Here is a 13,804-nt window from a genome sequence, read left to right on the forward strand (position 1 = left end):
AATCAAGCGGATGAGCGAATTCAGGCGCTACCTATCCACAATCCTTGAACAATTCCATCCACAGGCAGGCCTCAGCCCCCGCACCCAGAAGTGCGAAACCCACGGCGGGTTTCGCGTACGATTTCGCGTACGATTAAGTTCCCCTGCCCTGCCTATGCGCAGGCGGCGCGGAAGCTGCCGCGAATCGCGGGCTCGCCCTTTTGATTGAGCACGATCAAGTCGCCCTCGATCTGCTTCTCGCCGTCCTTCTCGAGCTTGTTGGTGACTTTGCCCGTGCAGGTGACGACGTCTCCCGGCCATACGCGCGTGGCGAAGCGCACCTGGAAGCGGCGCACGTTGCCGATCCCGACGTAATCGGTTACGGCCTTCGAGAGCAGGCCTGCGGTGAACATCCCTTGCGCGAAGACGGTCGGGATTGCGGCTGCCTCGACGAAGGTCTGATCGTAATGCAGTGGGACGAAGTCGCCCGACGCACCCGCATAGCGGACGAAATCGGTACGCGTCACGCCGGCCGCTTCGAACTTGGGAATTTCGTCGCCGATTTTGATCGAATCGAATTTAAGTTTTGCCATTTTTCCTGGTTCTCCGATTGAATCGTTTCGCGCGCGCGGCCCGATTACGCTTTGACCGCTTGTCCGGTCTCGATCAGCGTTGAACGCGCAATCGCGACTTTCTCGCCCTTCTGGTTGGTGTACTCGGTTTCCGCGATCACCAGCGTCATCTTGCCGCCGCGGCTGCCTTCCTTCTCGAGCACGTCGGCGACCTTGGTCACGCCGGTCAGCGTGTCACCCACAAAGATCGGCTTGAAGAACTCGAACTCCTGCTCGCCGTGCAGGATACGGCGCAAGTCGAAGCCGCCGAAACCGGGGCTGGAGGTCTCGTCGGTCCAAAACGCGCTAGTCTGCAAAAACGTGACAGGAACGGGGATTCCGCCCATTTCCTTCTTCGCCAGTTCCGGGTCGAAGTAGAGTGGATTGGGATCCTTGATCGCGCGGGCGAACTCGCGCACCTTGCTCCAATCGACGTGCATCTTGAATGGTTTGCCGGTTTTCCCGACGGCGCTCTTGTCGGCCATATGACTCATCCTCTCTCAACAGGGTCGAGCGAATCATTTACTGATGCTCGATCAGTTTGTCCACTTACTCGGAAATTCGCATGCCTTCGCCGCCGTCGATAATCAGCAGCGCGCCGGTAACGTAGCTCGCCGCGTCCGACGCAAGGAAGATGCATGGATAGGCAATTTCCTCGACACGGCCGAAGCGCTGAAGCGCGCGTGATCGCGCGACCATCTCCTTGACCTTTGGATTTGGCCATACCCGCGGCGCCGCGCCTTCGGTATCGATCGGGCCGGGCGCAATGCAGTTGACGCGAATGCCCATGGCGCCCCATTCGCCTGCCTGAGAAACGGTCAGGTTGATGACGCCCGCTTTTGCCGCGCCGTACGGAAGCATAAAGGGCGACCCATGCACGCCGGCGGTGGATGAGATGTTGACGATCGAGCCGGGGCTTTTCTGCTCGATGAATTGGCGGGCGGCCGCCTTGGAGCAGAAGAACACGCCGTCGAGATTGATTCCGACCACCGCGCGCCATCCGTTGGGCGAGAGATTCAACGACGGCGCCGCGATACTGGCGCCGTGATTGTTAATCAGCACGTCGAGGCGGCCGAACTGCTTGACCGCCTCCGCCACCATCTTGTCGCATTGCTCGGCGTCGCGGACGTCGACCTGAGTCATCTCGCATTTACCGCCGGCCTTGCGAATTTCGTCGCGCACGCGCTCGAGGTTTTCGACCTTGCGGCTCGCGATCAGCACCGGCGCACCGCGCAGCGCGAACTCCTTGGCGATCGACTCGCCAATTCCGGTTCCGCCACCGGTCACGATCGTAACCTTGCCTTCGACACTGAATGGATTCTTCAAAATGGAAACTTCCTCCCGGGGGTTCGCTGAGATTTATCGCACTGTTGCGACGCGATGGCGAGAGGCGGACGACCGATGGCGGGGCGGGCGGGCGGGGCGTCAGGTGGAGAGCTGATGGACAAGCTCGATCAGTGATGGGTCCAGCGGGCGGCGCCGATTAACCACCTCGCTCAGCGGAACGCAAACAATCGCGCCCCGCTCTTCGCCAATTAGTGAAGGCGCGGCGCCGTCGAGGATGGCCCTGACGGCGCCGGCTCCCATCCGGCTCGCCAGCAACCGGTCCCTGGCCGTGGGCGCTCCGCCGCGCTGGACGTGGCCGATCACAACCACGCGCGCCTGCATGTGCAGTCTGGCGGTAAGGGCCTCGGCGATCGGAATGACGCCTCCGGTGCGCGGCCCCTCCGAGACGACGACGATCGTCGCGCGTTTGCCGCGGCGATGGCTGTCTTCGACACGATCGCAGATCTCGTCGAGGGTGAACGGGATCTCGGGGACGATGACCGCCTCGGCGCCGCCGCCAAGAGCGACCGCGATTGCGATAAAACCCGAGTCCCGGCCCATCACCTCGACACAAAAGACGCGTTCGTAGGCGAATGCGGTGTCCCGGATGCGGTCGATGGCATCGAGCGCAGTGTTGACCGCGGTATCAAACCCGATTGAGTAGTCGGTGCCCGGGATGTCGTTGTCGATCGAGGCCGGGATGACGAAGACCGGAATGCCGGCCTCGCCGCCGAAGATTGTCGCGCCGATCATCGAACCCTCGCCGCCGACGACGACGAGCGCCTCGATTTGGTGACGTTTCAAGTTACGGGCTGCCAGCTCTCGGGCAGCGGGGGTGCGGAACTCGACCGAGCGCGAGGTCTCCAGGAAGGTCCCGCCGCGCTGGATCATGTTGGCCACGGAACGAGTGCTAAGCGGCTCGGCCAGGTCGCGGATGAGGCCCTCATAGCCGCGCCTGAAACCAATCACCTCTATTCCGGCGACCGCCGAGCATCGGACCACGGCGCGAATGGCAGCGTTCATCCCGGGAGCGTCGCCGCCCGCGGTAAGAATTGCGATTCGGCGGGGGCGCGAGCCGGACAAGCCGGAAGATTCGTTATTGCCGTTCATGGAAATGGGGAGCGACGCGCGCGTCGTCCACTATCGAATCTACCGAGCGGGACGAGGAGAACCAACCTCAGACGCAACGGCTTGGCCGCACGCGAAACGGCGCCGGCGCCTGCCGCGCCTATCAGGGCAGCCGCGAGGCTTGCATGCGTTCGAGCGCAGCCCTGGCCTCTTCCGAGGCGTCGCTGACGGTGGGGCCGGGGCTGTCGGCCGCCTTTCTGTAGTGATTGATGGCGGCGACTTTATTGCCGAGCGCCTCGTAGGTGCGCGCCACGTTGACCTCGGCCCGGGCGTCAGTGGGGCAGGCCGAGAGCGCATCCTGGTAGTATCCGAGCGCCTTGGAGAAGTCGCCGGCGGCAAATCGGTCGCCGCCGCGCTGGCGGGCAACTTTCTCCACGCCTTTGTCGCAGCCGCCCGGAGAGGACGCCGCAACGCCGGGTGTGTAGCCTGGATTCTGATTCACCTTGAGGGCTTCGAGCTCTTGTTGCTGCTGCTCGATCTGCTCCTGTTGCTGTTGAACCAACCGCTTGGTGGCGTCGATCTGATCGCCCATGCATCCAGCACCGACGAGAGCGAAGACGCCGAGCGCGAGCGCAAACAGGATTCGCGTTGCCAGGTTTGCCACGGGTATGAAGATTACGTTGGTGCTGGATTTGTGTCGCATCGCCACCAATACTGGCGAATAGTGGCACCGTGTCAATGCCGAAGTGCGAGGCGTCCGAGACCGCACGGCGGCAGCTTGCGCTTCAACCGGGTCATTTTCAGGCCAGTTTGAGCGCGACACTTCGCAGACACAAGCGCCGAATTATCCGCACAGATGCGCGACGATTTCGAGGTAACCAGTTCGGCTATATGGTGCCGGGCAAAGATTCGACGCGCAATGCATGGGTTACGGCGAGATGTCGCGCGTTGAAGCAGGTTCGGGGAAACATTCACTGATATATTGAACCTCGGCAGGATCGCAGGGACCATCGCCGATATCGAATCGGCCCACTTGACGGCGCAACCGGGGCGTACCAGCCTGCGTACATATCGTGAGCGCTTGCGACTAATCGGGCGAAGTAACTATGTGCAAGATCGCGTTAGCAACGGCGTTCCTCGCTCTGTGCTGCGTGTTCGCGCCGTCGCCATCTCTGTGGGCGGCGCAACCCGCCCTTGTGTCAGCCGATTGGTCCGTGAACGCCGCTCACAGCCTCGCCTTGAATCCGCCTTCGCTGGACGCTGTAGAGGATTTCACTGGGCGTGCTATTGGCGAGAGCGAAGAGAATCCGCCGGTTGACGTGTGTGAGTTTCGTTTTGCGGATCTGCGCAACTCCGGGAATCTTTCCTTGATTGTGTCGGTTTCGACGGGGAGGTTCGGATGCCTTGAACTCGACATTCTCGACAGGACGCCGACAGGGTTCGAACTTTACAGGGCGAAAGGTGCAGTTGGACACGATCTTGCGAACAGTGTGCTCGATATCAATCATGACGGCAGACACGAGTTGGTCCTCTGGGACGATCTGACAGGCTACATTAACTGGGTACGGGCCCCCGGTTACGGAGTCGGGTGCGAAGCGAAATGGCCGCTGATTTTCACCTGGATGGGCAACGGTTATTCGGAGGTAAGTGATCAGTACAAAGACTATTACCGGAACTACCTCAAGTCTGTGGAGGCGCGACTAGCTGCAGATTCTTCGGAATTGCGGGCGGCATCCGCTCGGACGGCTAATCCTGTGCCAATGGTTGGTAGTGCCAGGATTGCGGCGCAAGCTGAGACGTCTACCAGCGCTGGTGGGGAAGCCTTAGCGCCCGCTCCACAACTGTCTCTGTCAAAAATTACCGCTCCTGCTCCAACACCTAAAGCTGCTCCAATACCTGGTTGGGCGGCTCTTAATCTGGCTCAGCGGGACTATGCCTGTACGAGAATTGAAGCGGCAAAGACTGAGGCATTTCTTGGCATCAATTCAGACTCAACGATGAGCGCTGCGATCAAGGATTCAGAAAGCGAAGATCCAGCTAAGCGCATACTCGCCGCTGCCATTTTTTCGTACCTCGGAAGCCAGGAAGCCGAGCAGGATCTGAAGACGCTGGGCAACGACGCGGATTCGAAGGTGGCGGAGGTTGCCAAATTGACGGCTACTTACGGAGGAAATCACGGTCCGGGCCCCCGCATAGTACTGGATTCAAATTACCTACCCAAATTGAGCGAACGACCGCAGTCCAAGCACTAATGCCACGACATGAATGCGTAAGTGGCGGCGGCAACGCGCGCACCGCGAAAAAAGCGTCCAGAAAAAGTGTCTTTTTGTGTCGGAGGCGAGCAAATCCGATACGAGGCGAGGGCTGCCCGTTTTGGAAAACCCCCGCATTTTCCTATCCGAACCGATGCGAGCCGATGCCGTTAGAAGCCCCCGACCACAACTGGCGAATAGTGGCTAGAGCGCGCAAGTCCACGCTGGGCGTGGGTTTCCAGCTGTCGCAGACGGTGCGCACGAAGATCAGGAAGCACGAGGGCGCGTCGGTCAGGGCGAGATGTCGCGCGTTGAAGGGGACTCGGGTCCCGATGGAGATCTATTCGCGCAACTACTATGCCAAAAAGAGTCTTCTTCGCTCAGGCTTTCCTTTCCGTGTCGCTACTTCTTCTTCGGTGATGACAGTAAACCACTTTTCTGGTGAGGAACTGTTACAGCGGCAGATTGTTTGATGACGGCGGCGCGCACTTTACTATTGGAGCTCGCGTCACCGGGTGTGCAGACCGCATAGACCGAAACCTCCACGCAGACGTCGCAAGAAAGTCTTACATGGACGTCCCAACCGTTCAGAGCCGCGTTGGGATAAGTACCCATCTGGATGATTCCCTGTGATGGGTTTGAAATTGAATATCCGCCGCTCAGTATCGAGTCTCCTGGATCGCAATCCTCTTCAACAGTGACTGCGTTGGGTTCGCATCCCCCCCCCGTGCCGCTACCGCCGCCACCACCGCTACCCTTTTTGATCTCCAGCGCCCCCGCTGGCGCGACCGTGCCGCCACCACCGCCACCCTTCTTAGTCCCTTCGCCACCCTGTCCCTTCGTGCCGCCACCACCGCCCGTGCCGCTAAAGCTACCGCCGCCACCACCGCCACCGCATACCTCTGTGGGACCCGCCGAAACGAGGTACGACGATGAGATCGATCCGGTCGCTCCCGGCGGACCGGTCGGTCCCGCTGGGCCGGTTGCACCCTTTGGTCCGGTCGCTCCGGGAGATCCAGTGGCTCCGGGCGATCCGGCGGGTCCGGGCGATCCGGCCGGTCCGGGCGATCCAGCCGGTCCGGGCGATCCAGCCGGTCCGGGCGATCCAGCGGGTCCGGGCGATCCGGCGGGTCCTGCCGGTCCTGCCGCACCAGTCGCACCCGTCAGGCCTGTCGGTCCAGTTGGGCCAGTAGCTCCGGTTGCGCCTGTCGGTCCTGCTGGGCCGGTCGGTCCGGGTGATCCCGTTGCTCCGGGCGATCCAGCCGGTCCCTGCGGTCCGGGGACATCGAGCACGATTGCGGTTTCCTTCGATGTGCAAGACTTCCCCACATCGGGGAACGTGATTGCGTGAGTCTTATTGTTTTCACATGCCAGCAGCTTCGTGGGCGTCGGAGTCGCCGATGGAGTCAGCGCCAGCGGTAGCTGGGCTTGTGCAGGGGCGGCGATGGCGAAGCAGAAACCTAGCGCCATAACCGCGCCGAAAATTGCAAGACCGGACCAACGTTGGAGGGCGCTAACAGCTGCCGGAATCGAGCTGCGGCTGTAACCTTGCTCAGAAGTCGAGGCTAATCGCGCCATCGCCGTGTGGACGAACAAACGCGCGCGGTTCAACTTTTGTGAGGTGGTAGCCGACCGAATTATCTTGACATAGGCAGAAGAATCCGGAGCGGCGAGAAAGACGGAGCAAATGGCAATCACGATACGGCTCATCAAACAGTCCCTCCCGTTTGGCTACGGTTAGGACGGTGCCTTCACTACGAGCCGCCGATTGCCAAGGAGGGTTTAGCCTGTCGGTGCATGAATTGTCAATGCACAAATCGTCAAACGAGCTAATATCCAACCTGGGATAGCAGGCGGGCGGATCCTCCGAAAAAGTGTCTTTTTGTGTCGGAGGCGAGCAAATCCGATACGAGGCGAGGGATCCCCGATTTGGGGAACCTCCGTATTTTCCGATACGATCCGATGCGAGCCGACGCCGCTAGACGCCCCGGACCACAACTGGCGAATAGTGGCACCGTGTCAATGGCGAAGTGCGAGGTGTCCGAGCCGTAAAACAGATAGGGAGAAGCGACGATGATTCGAGACAGAAAAGTCCTGGCAAGAATATTGATGCTGCTGGCGATCGCCGCAATGTCGATCACTGCGACGCGCACGGCGATAGGCGCGGCTCACGAGCCTACGATCAGTGCTGAGCAAGCCCTCCAGCTCCTGCTCGAGGGCAATCAGCGTTACGTTGCCGGCAAGCTGGAGCATCCCAATCAGACGCCGGCGCGGCGCGCCGAAGTGGCCAAGGGACAGCATCCGTTTGCCGCGGTGCTGGCATGCTCGGATTCGCGGACATCGCCCGAGATTATTTTCGACCGCGGACTGGGCGATATATTCACCGTGCGGGTGGCGGGCAACGTCGCGGACCAGGTGGTAATCGAAAGCCTCGACTACTCGGTCAAGCATCTCGGCGTGCGTCTGCTGATGATACTGGGGCATCGCCGATGCGGCGCGGTGATCGCCGCAGTCGAGGGTTATGAGGAAGTCAACAAAGACGTCGGCCCGATGCTCCTGGACTTGTACCCGGCAGTGCGCGCAACCCAGGGCATGCCGGGCGATCCGGTCGAAAATGCGGTGCGCGAGAACGTCAAGCTGGTGGTGAAAAATCTTGCCGCTTCGCAAGAGCTATCGGCGATGGTCAAATCGGGCGAGCTGAAGATTGTCGGCGGCATTTACGATCTCGATACGGGCACGATCGAGATGCTGAAGGACTAGCGTGCGCGGCGTCGCGGTGCGGTTAATGCGCGGGCTGCGTCACGACTACGCCTGCGAGCGATGACGCCTGATGGCCGTCTGCCGTGGTCGCAGTAACAGTGACCACGTAGCTGCCGGGCGTGGTGTAGGTGTGGAACAGCGCGGTCGGCGGCAGCATCGAGACCTGTCCATCGCCGAAATTCCAGGTGAAGGTTTGGAGCACGGTTTCCGGGTCGATGCTCGACACCATGAAGCCGACGGTCAGCGGCGCCGGCCCATATCCGGGCACCGGTAAAAGCTGAATCTGCGGAATCGCAGGCAGCATCATGGGCGTGGGCGTCGCAGTCGGGCCCTCGCTCTGCGCCGACGCGGAAGTACTGAATCCGGCGAGAACCAGCAGGGAAACGGCGAATGCCGCGATCAAATGGTTACGAATCAGTCTCACTGCATCGTGATTCTGAGAGGATGGCGCGCTTTCAGCAAGCGAACAACGAACACGGCGCAATCGGGCGCATGAAAATCTATGCTCGCGATTTGGCGTCGAATAGAATTCACGGCTATGGCACAAGAGCAAGCGGCTACCGTGCTAACGGAGCCGACCCACCGATACGTCGAGGTTGAAGGACTCAAGCTTCATTATCTGGATTGGGGCGGCGATCCCGACAAACGCACTTTCGTTTTGCTGCACGGCGGCGCTGCGCATGCGCATTGGTGGGACGGCGTCGCTCCGATGCTGACGCCATACGGGCGCGTGCTCGCGCTTGATTTTCGCGGTCACGGGCGCAGCCAGTGGGCGAGTTCGGGGGACTACGGACCACCGGCGTATCTGAAAGACGTCCGCGGCCTAATCGACAGCCTCGGCACGCGCGTGGTGCTGGTTGGACATTCGATGGGCGGGGCGGTCGCGCAGTGGGTCGCAGTCACGTATCCGGAGTTGCTCGACGCACTGGTCATCGTCGATGCGCCGCACGGAGGGCCGCCGCTGTTTCGCCGCCTGATGTGGCGATGGCGCCGACGATCGCACGGCGGCGTTCGCCCCGAGCTCCGCTCGGCCGGCGACATCATCAGGAAGTTTCGCCTGCAACCGCCCAAGACGAATCTGACGCGGCTGGAAATCGAGCGGCTCGCGTTGCTCGGCGCCGAGCAGCTGCCCAGTGGCGCATGGGCGTTTCGCTTCGATCCGGAAACGCGGGCTTGGCGCAAGCATGGGGTCAGGATGACCAGGCCGAAGCTCAAGAAGATCGCGATGCCGACGCTGCTGCTGCGAGGCGATCAGAGCGGTCTGGTGAGCCCGTCGAACGTTGCGCGGATGCATCGGAAGATTCGCGGATCGGTGCTGAAGGAAATTCCACGCGCGTTTCATCACGTGCCGCTGGACAATCCTGGCGATACCGCGGCAGCGATTATCGAATTCGTGGAGAAGCTATAGTCGGCGGCGTCACACGCGGAGCAGAAAGTCGCTCAGGTCCATCGCGTATTCCCCGTCGCTGAGCGTCATCGACTTGGGCGAGCGCTTGAGCATCAGGCGCGAGATGTCCTGCTCCCTGGGAAGCTGGTACACGATGTCCCCGGAACCCATCGAGAACACGCGCACGCGCTCTTCACCGCGGCGTTCCTGTCCGCCGACCTCGTAGGCGCTGACGTGAAATGTGAAGCCGCGGGCGCGAACCAGGGCGCCCTCGGTTTGCTCGACGATGCCCACGAAAATCCGGGTGTTGTCGTCCTTGAACAGCCTGCGATCGATGAGGACGATCCGGTCCCCCTCGGCGATTGCCGCCATCGTGCGCTCCTCCTGTGCCCCGCTGATTAGCCCGGGCAGGATTCTACTCGATCGCGAAGGCTGACACGACGCATCACGATCTATCGGCGTCCGGCCACAACGGCCCGCGGTGACCAGTGAACAGCTATCAAGCGCTCGGCTGCATCTCGCTTTGCGCCGTCCATCCCCGCACGACGTCGTTCAGTTCGCGCGCTCGAATCAGGTCAAGCCCGAAGCGAATCGGCAACGAACGCGGCAGCGTCTCGACGGCATCGCGGCCGCCGGGGCGCAGCGCAAGCCGGTCGAGCAGCCGCGAGGTCACGGTCCGGCGCTGCCCGCGCAGGTATTGGTCGTTGTACAACCTGACGATCAACTCGGCCGCCAGCCGCACCGCATCCGACATGCTCATCGAATCGTCGGCAAACTGATCGAGCGCCTGCTTGAGCGGGAACTGATCGGGATTCCATACCGCGACCGAACCCGCGCGCATCAGCGTCTCGATACCGGGGGCGGTGAACGAGTAGCCCCATCCCGCCAGCTTGGTGCTAGCCGTAGCCAGCTCGGCGGGGTCGAGATTGCCCGCCTGCGCACGCGCCTTCAACGCCGCCTCCGTCCAGACGCGGCGCACCCCGAACTCAGTCTTGGCGAGATCGGCAAGGATCAGGTCGTCGGTCCACAGTACGTGCCCGGGCATCGAGGCGATCACGATGCTCTCGGCGCCATGGCGGCCGAAGAAATTGATCAGCCGCTCACGGCGGTCATGATCGATCGAAGCAAGCACCGCACCGTCGCGCACGCGGCACACCGACTGCAACGCATCGGCGAGCCCCTTCAACTGAACGTCGGCGCGCTTGCCGTCGTTGCCGTTGCTGGTGAGTGACGCGGAAAATCCGGGCGGCAGGCGCAGGAGGGTATCCTCGAACGCGAGGCGCCGGAGTTCGGCGAGGGTGGACTGCGAAATGACGAACTGGCGCGGCCAGCTCGGCAGCAGGCTGAGCCGTCCGAGCATGCACAGCGTCGCGATCGCGGTTAGATCGAGCACCACGGCATTGGCGCGCTCGAAGGCACCCAGAGCGGCCTCGAGTTCCTCGGGCGAGCCGATGCAGCACTTCAGCGGCGCCTCGGGGCGCTGCGCCAGGATGAACACGGTCTGCAGATCGTTCAGGTTGATTCGTTCCGCGACCGCATGGATCGGGACGGGCTTGGTGGCGTAGGTGAGTTCGGCCTGTTTGATGACGTCCTCGCGCTTGCCGTTGGCGGCGGCATTTCCCTTCCCAATCCCGTTGCCATTGGCGATACCGTTGCCCTTGCCGGCTTCGAACATGGAGTCGAAGTTGTCATTCATTTCGCTCCACGGAATCGCGTCGGCGCGCACGTAGCTCATTTCGATTTCGGCCTGGCCCGGAAAGCGCGCCTGCCAGTTGACGAGACAATCCATGTATCGGTAGGCGTACTTGCTGATCATCTGCTTGATGGTCGCTTGGCGGCGGCTGAAGCGGCCTTCGGGCAGCTGGAACCTCTCGCCGGCCTTCTTGCCCTTGACGGCGCGCGTCATCGGATGTTGCGGGCCGTACTCATCGAGCGCCTCGTCAGCGTCGTTGGTGTCCTCGAGCAGGATCCAGCGCTCGGTGTTGGAATTCTCCTCGACAAAACTGAGCGCGGCGCCGGGCCCGGCGATATCGAAGTCGGGCACGTGCGGCATCGCGCCAACCGATCCGAGCGCGGCCAGGTATGCGCGATGCGAATCGACGCTGCCACCCTGGTGGCGCAGCAATTCGTAAGCGTAGGCAAGAGCCTCGTTGGCGCGGCCACCGTCGCGCATGAATTGCACGGCCGCGCGGCCGAGCGCAGGCGGGATTTCCCGCGCCGAGGGCATCGCATTGGGATCGGCAACGACCAGATCGGCCTTGCCCAGACGAGCCGCGACGATCGAGCGCCGCAGTCGGAGCACCCGGTCGTCGGGATGTTCGCGCAGCAGTTCCTCGAGTCCGGCCAACGCAGCTTCGGGATCGTTGCGTTCGAGTTTATCGAGTTGATTGGCGGTTGTGCCGGCGTCGACAGCTTGTTCGGGATGCAACTGGCGCGAGATCTCGTTCACGATGTCTTCGCGGCCGAGCCGGCTTGCGCAATCCAGCAGCCGACGCGTGTCAACGCCGGCGCTGCCTGCGGGCGCGAGCGTCTGCCACAGCGGAAGCGCGTCGCGATAGCGCCCTAAATCATGGAGCAACGCGGCAAGCTTGCGCCGATTGTCGGCGGCGGTGTCGGGCGCAAGCTCGGACAAAGCCTCGTCGGCAAACCTGGAGGCCTGATCGAACTTGCCCTGGGCCAAACGGAGATTGGCGCGCAACGTCTGCATCGTGACCTTGGGCAGGCGCGCCTCGGAAATCGACGCCAACAGCGCGTCGGCGTCGTGATAACGCTCGAGCATGGCAAGCGCTTCGACCGCGGATGCGACCGCGAAAGGAAGATCACCCGCAGGAATCGCCTCCGGCCGCGGGATCGAGCGCATCAGCAGCTCGGTAGCCTCCTGCAAATCGCCGGGTTCGTCGCGCTCGCGGAGCGTGACCGCGAGATGGTAGTCGATGTCGTCGCGACCGCCCACGGAGGCGGCGCGGCGCAGCACCTCGACAGCCTCGGTCAGGCTGCCGCGCGATCGCAGGACAATCCCGTACTCGCACAGGCCGTTGGCATCCTCGCGCTGCAAGCCATGCGCCTGTTCGATATCCTTGCCGGCGCCGTCGGTGTCGCGCAGCGCGATTCGTGCCTGCGCGCGTCCCATCAGCGCCTGCACTTCGTTGGACGCCAGGTGTTCGGTCTGCGCCAGCGCGAGCGCCTGAGTGAAGCAGCTCTCGGCTTCGCGGACGCGGCTCCCGTCGTTTTGCGTTGGCGCCTCGGTCGCGCCGGCCCCGCCGGCTTCCAGTTCATTGAGTAGAATCGCCTGTCCCAGGACCAGCCACGGGATCGAATTATTCGGCAACGCGGTGCTGGCGAGGCGCGCATAACGCTCGGCGCGATCGAAGTGCGCGTCCAGGAGCGCGCGGCGCGCCATCACGATCGCGACTTCCGGGTCGGATGCGAGTTCGGGCGCGACGTTTTCTTCCAGCGCCCTGGCATCGAGCGACTTGGGCGCGTTGTTCAGCCACAGCGCAACCGCGCGGCCGCTGGAGGGAAACTGCATGCGCAGCTTGTCGGCCAGCGCGAACGCGCGCTCGCGCTCACCGAGCAGTTCGTGGGCGAGCGCCTCGTTGGTGCAGGCGTTCTCCTCGTCGGGCTGCAACGATTTCGCCGCGATGAAAAGCATCGCCGATTTGCGCGGCTCGCCTTCCTTCAGCCACGCGGCGCCAAGATACGAGAGCACGCGGAACTTGTGAGTGTTCGACAGCTGGCTCCACTTCTGCTCGCGCAGTCTGAGCAGGGCGAGCCGGGCCAGCTGATATTGGCGGCTCTCGAGAAGCGCTGCGGCGGCGGAGATCTCTTCTCCCAGCGCATCGGAAGGTCCCGCCACTGCGGGCTCGCATCGGGCCTGGAGATGAACCACCGCATCGGCCCGGGTCAGGGCTTGGCGCTTGGCGGCGGTCCCAAAATCGGTGAGGATCTGGGGATATTCGTCGAGCAGTTCCTCGATGTCGTCCCAGGTCAGGACCTCGATCGCCAAGATGCCGTCTTTGCGGCTCGCGCGGTTGAGATCAAACAACGAACGCTGCAAGCCTTCGGGCTTGGCGGCCGTGGTAGCGATCACGAAGCGCCCGATTGGGAGCTTCAGGCTCGCGGCCCGGTCCACAGCGTCCTTGATCTCGGCGAGCGTCAGGTCGTTTCGCGAAGCGCTGAGGTCGCACTTGACGGCGGCGAGTCGCGGGCGTCCACTGATCTCGATAAGGTTGATCCCTTTCTCGGCGCGTTTCGGGTCGCGGAAGCGCTCGAGCTGAGGAAGTTGCCAATGACGCCGCAGGAGCTTGAGACAGAGTCTTTCGAACTCGTCTGCGCTCCTGGGCAGCGGATATTCTGGGGTGAAATTTGCCATAGTGTAACATTCCCTAACACAATGTCGTCTGCGTAGGAAGCCCCGCAAA

11 protein-coding genes are annotated in these 13,804 nt (G+C 62.5%); 3 read left to right on the plus strand and 8 right to left on the minus strand.

Annotated features, from left to right (window positions below):
• Positions 1-152 precede the first annotated feature (152 nt).
• The 5 genes from ABR989_RS03105 to ABR989_RS03125 form a co-directional block, all read right to left on the minus strand.
• Positions 153-572: a MaoC/PaaZ C-terminal domain-containing protein gene (locus ABR989_RS03105; RefSeq protein ID WP_428125661.1), complete on the minus strand. Its 420-nt coding sequence runs from the start codon at positions 570-572 to the stop codon at positions 153-155.
• A 44-nt stretch (positions 573-616) separates the two neighbouring features.
• A complete protein-coding gene (locus ABR989_RS03110) occupies positions 617-1,075 on the minus strand; it encodes an FAS1-like dehydratase domain-containing protein (RefSeq protein WP_428125663.1) in 459 nt (152 codons plus the stop codon).
• A gap of 64 nt (positions 1,076-1,139) precedes the next feature.
• Positions 1,140-1,916: a glucose 1-dehydrogenase gene (locus tag ABR989_RS03115; RefSeq protein WP_428125664.1), complete on the minus strand. Its 777-nt coding sequence runs from the start codon at positions 1,914-1,916 to the stop codon at positions 1,140-1,142.
• A gap of 99 nt (positions 1,917-2,015) precedes the next feature.
• Complete coding sequence (gene pfkA, locus ABR989_RS03120; protein ID WP_428125665.1) at positions 2,016-3,026, minus strand: 6-phosphofructokinase; 1,011 nt, start codon at positions 3,024-3,026, stop codon at positions 2,016-2,018.
• A 121-nt stretch (positions 3,027-3,147) separates the two neighbouring features.
• A complete protein-coding gene (locus ABR989_RS03125; RefSeq protein WP_428125667.1) occupies positions 3,148-3,687 on the minus strand; it encodes a tetratricopeptide repeat protein in 540 nt (179 codons plus the stop codon).
• Between the two features lie 403 nt (positions 3,688-4,090).
• On the opposite strand from ABR989_RS03125, the gene ABR989_RS03130 reads away from it, so the two are divergent.
• The gene (locus tag ABR989_RS03130) at positions 4,091-5,236 is read left to right on the plus strand and encodes a hypothetical protein (RefSeq protein WP_428125668.1); all 1,146 of its coding nucleotides are present in this window, start codon (positions 4,091-4,093) and stop codon (positions 5,234-5,236) included.
• 2,073 nt (positions 5,237-7,309) lie between these two features.
• Positions 7,310-7,996, plus strand: a complete 687-nt coding sequence (locus ABR989_RS03135) for a carbonic anhydrase (RefSeq protein WP_428125670.1) — start codon at positions 7,310-7,312, stop codon at positions 7,994-7,996.
• A gap of 22 nt (positions 7,997-8,018) precedes the next feature.
• Here the strand turns inward: ABR989_RS03135 and ABR989_RS03140 are convergent, their stop codons facing one another.
• Positions 8,019-8,420, minus strand: coding sequence for a PKD domain-containing protein (locus tag ABR989_RS03140; protein WP_428125671.1), 402 nt, complete (start codon positions 8,418-8,420; stop codon positions 8,019-8,021).
• A gap of 114 nt (positions 8,421-8,534) precedes the next feature.
• Here ABR989_RS03140 and ABR989_RS03145 point away from each other — a divergent pair, with 114 nt between their 5' ends.
• Entirely contained in the window at positions 8,535-9,404 is an 870-nt protein-coding gene (locus ABR989_RS03145; protein WP_428125673.1) for an alpha/beta fold hydrolase, read from the plus strand.
• Positions 9,405-9,413: 9 nt separating this feature from the next.
• Here ABR989_RS03145 and ABR989_RS03150 read toward each other — a convergent pair whose 3' ends face one another.
• Positions 9,414-9,755 carry a hypothetical protein gene (locus ABR989_RS03150; protein WP_428125674.1) on the minus strand — a complete coding sequence of 114 codons (342 nt, stop codon included), beginning with the start codon at positions 9,753-9,755 and terminating at the stop codon, positions 9,414-9,416.
• Positions 9,756-9,882: 127 nt separating this feature from the next.
• The gene (locus ABR989_RS03155) at positions 9,883-13,755 is read right to left on the minus strand and encodes a PIN domain-containing protein (protein ID WP_428125675.1); all 3,873 of its coding nucleotides are present in this window, start codon (positions 13,753-13,755) and stop codon (positions 9,883-9,885) included.
• Positions 13,756-13,804: the final 49 nt, after the last annotated feature.

The organism is Binatus soli (SeqCode) (assembly GCF_050015535.1).
Classification (GTDB): domain Bacteria; phylum Desulfobacterota; class Binatia; order Binatales; family Binataceae; genus Binatus; species Binatus soli.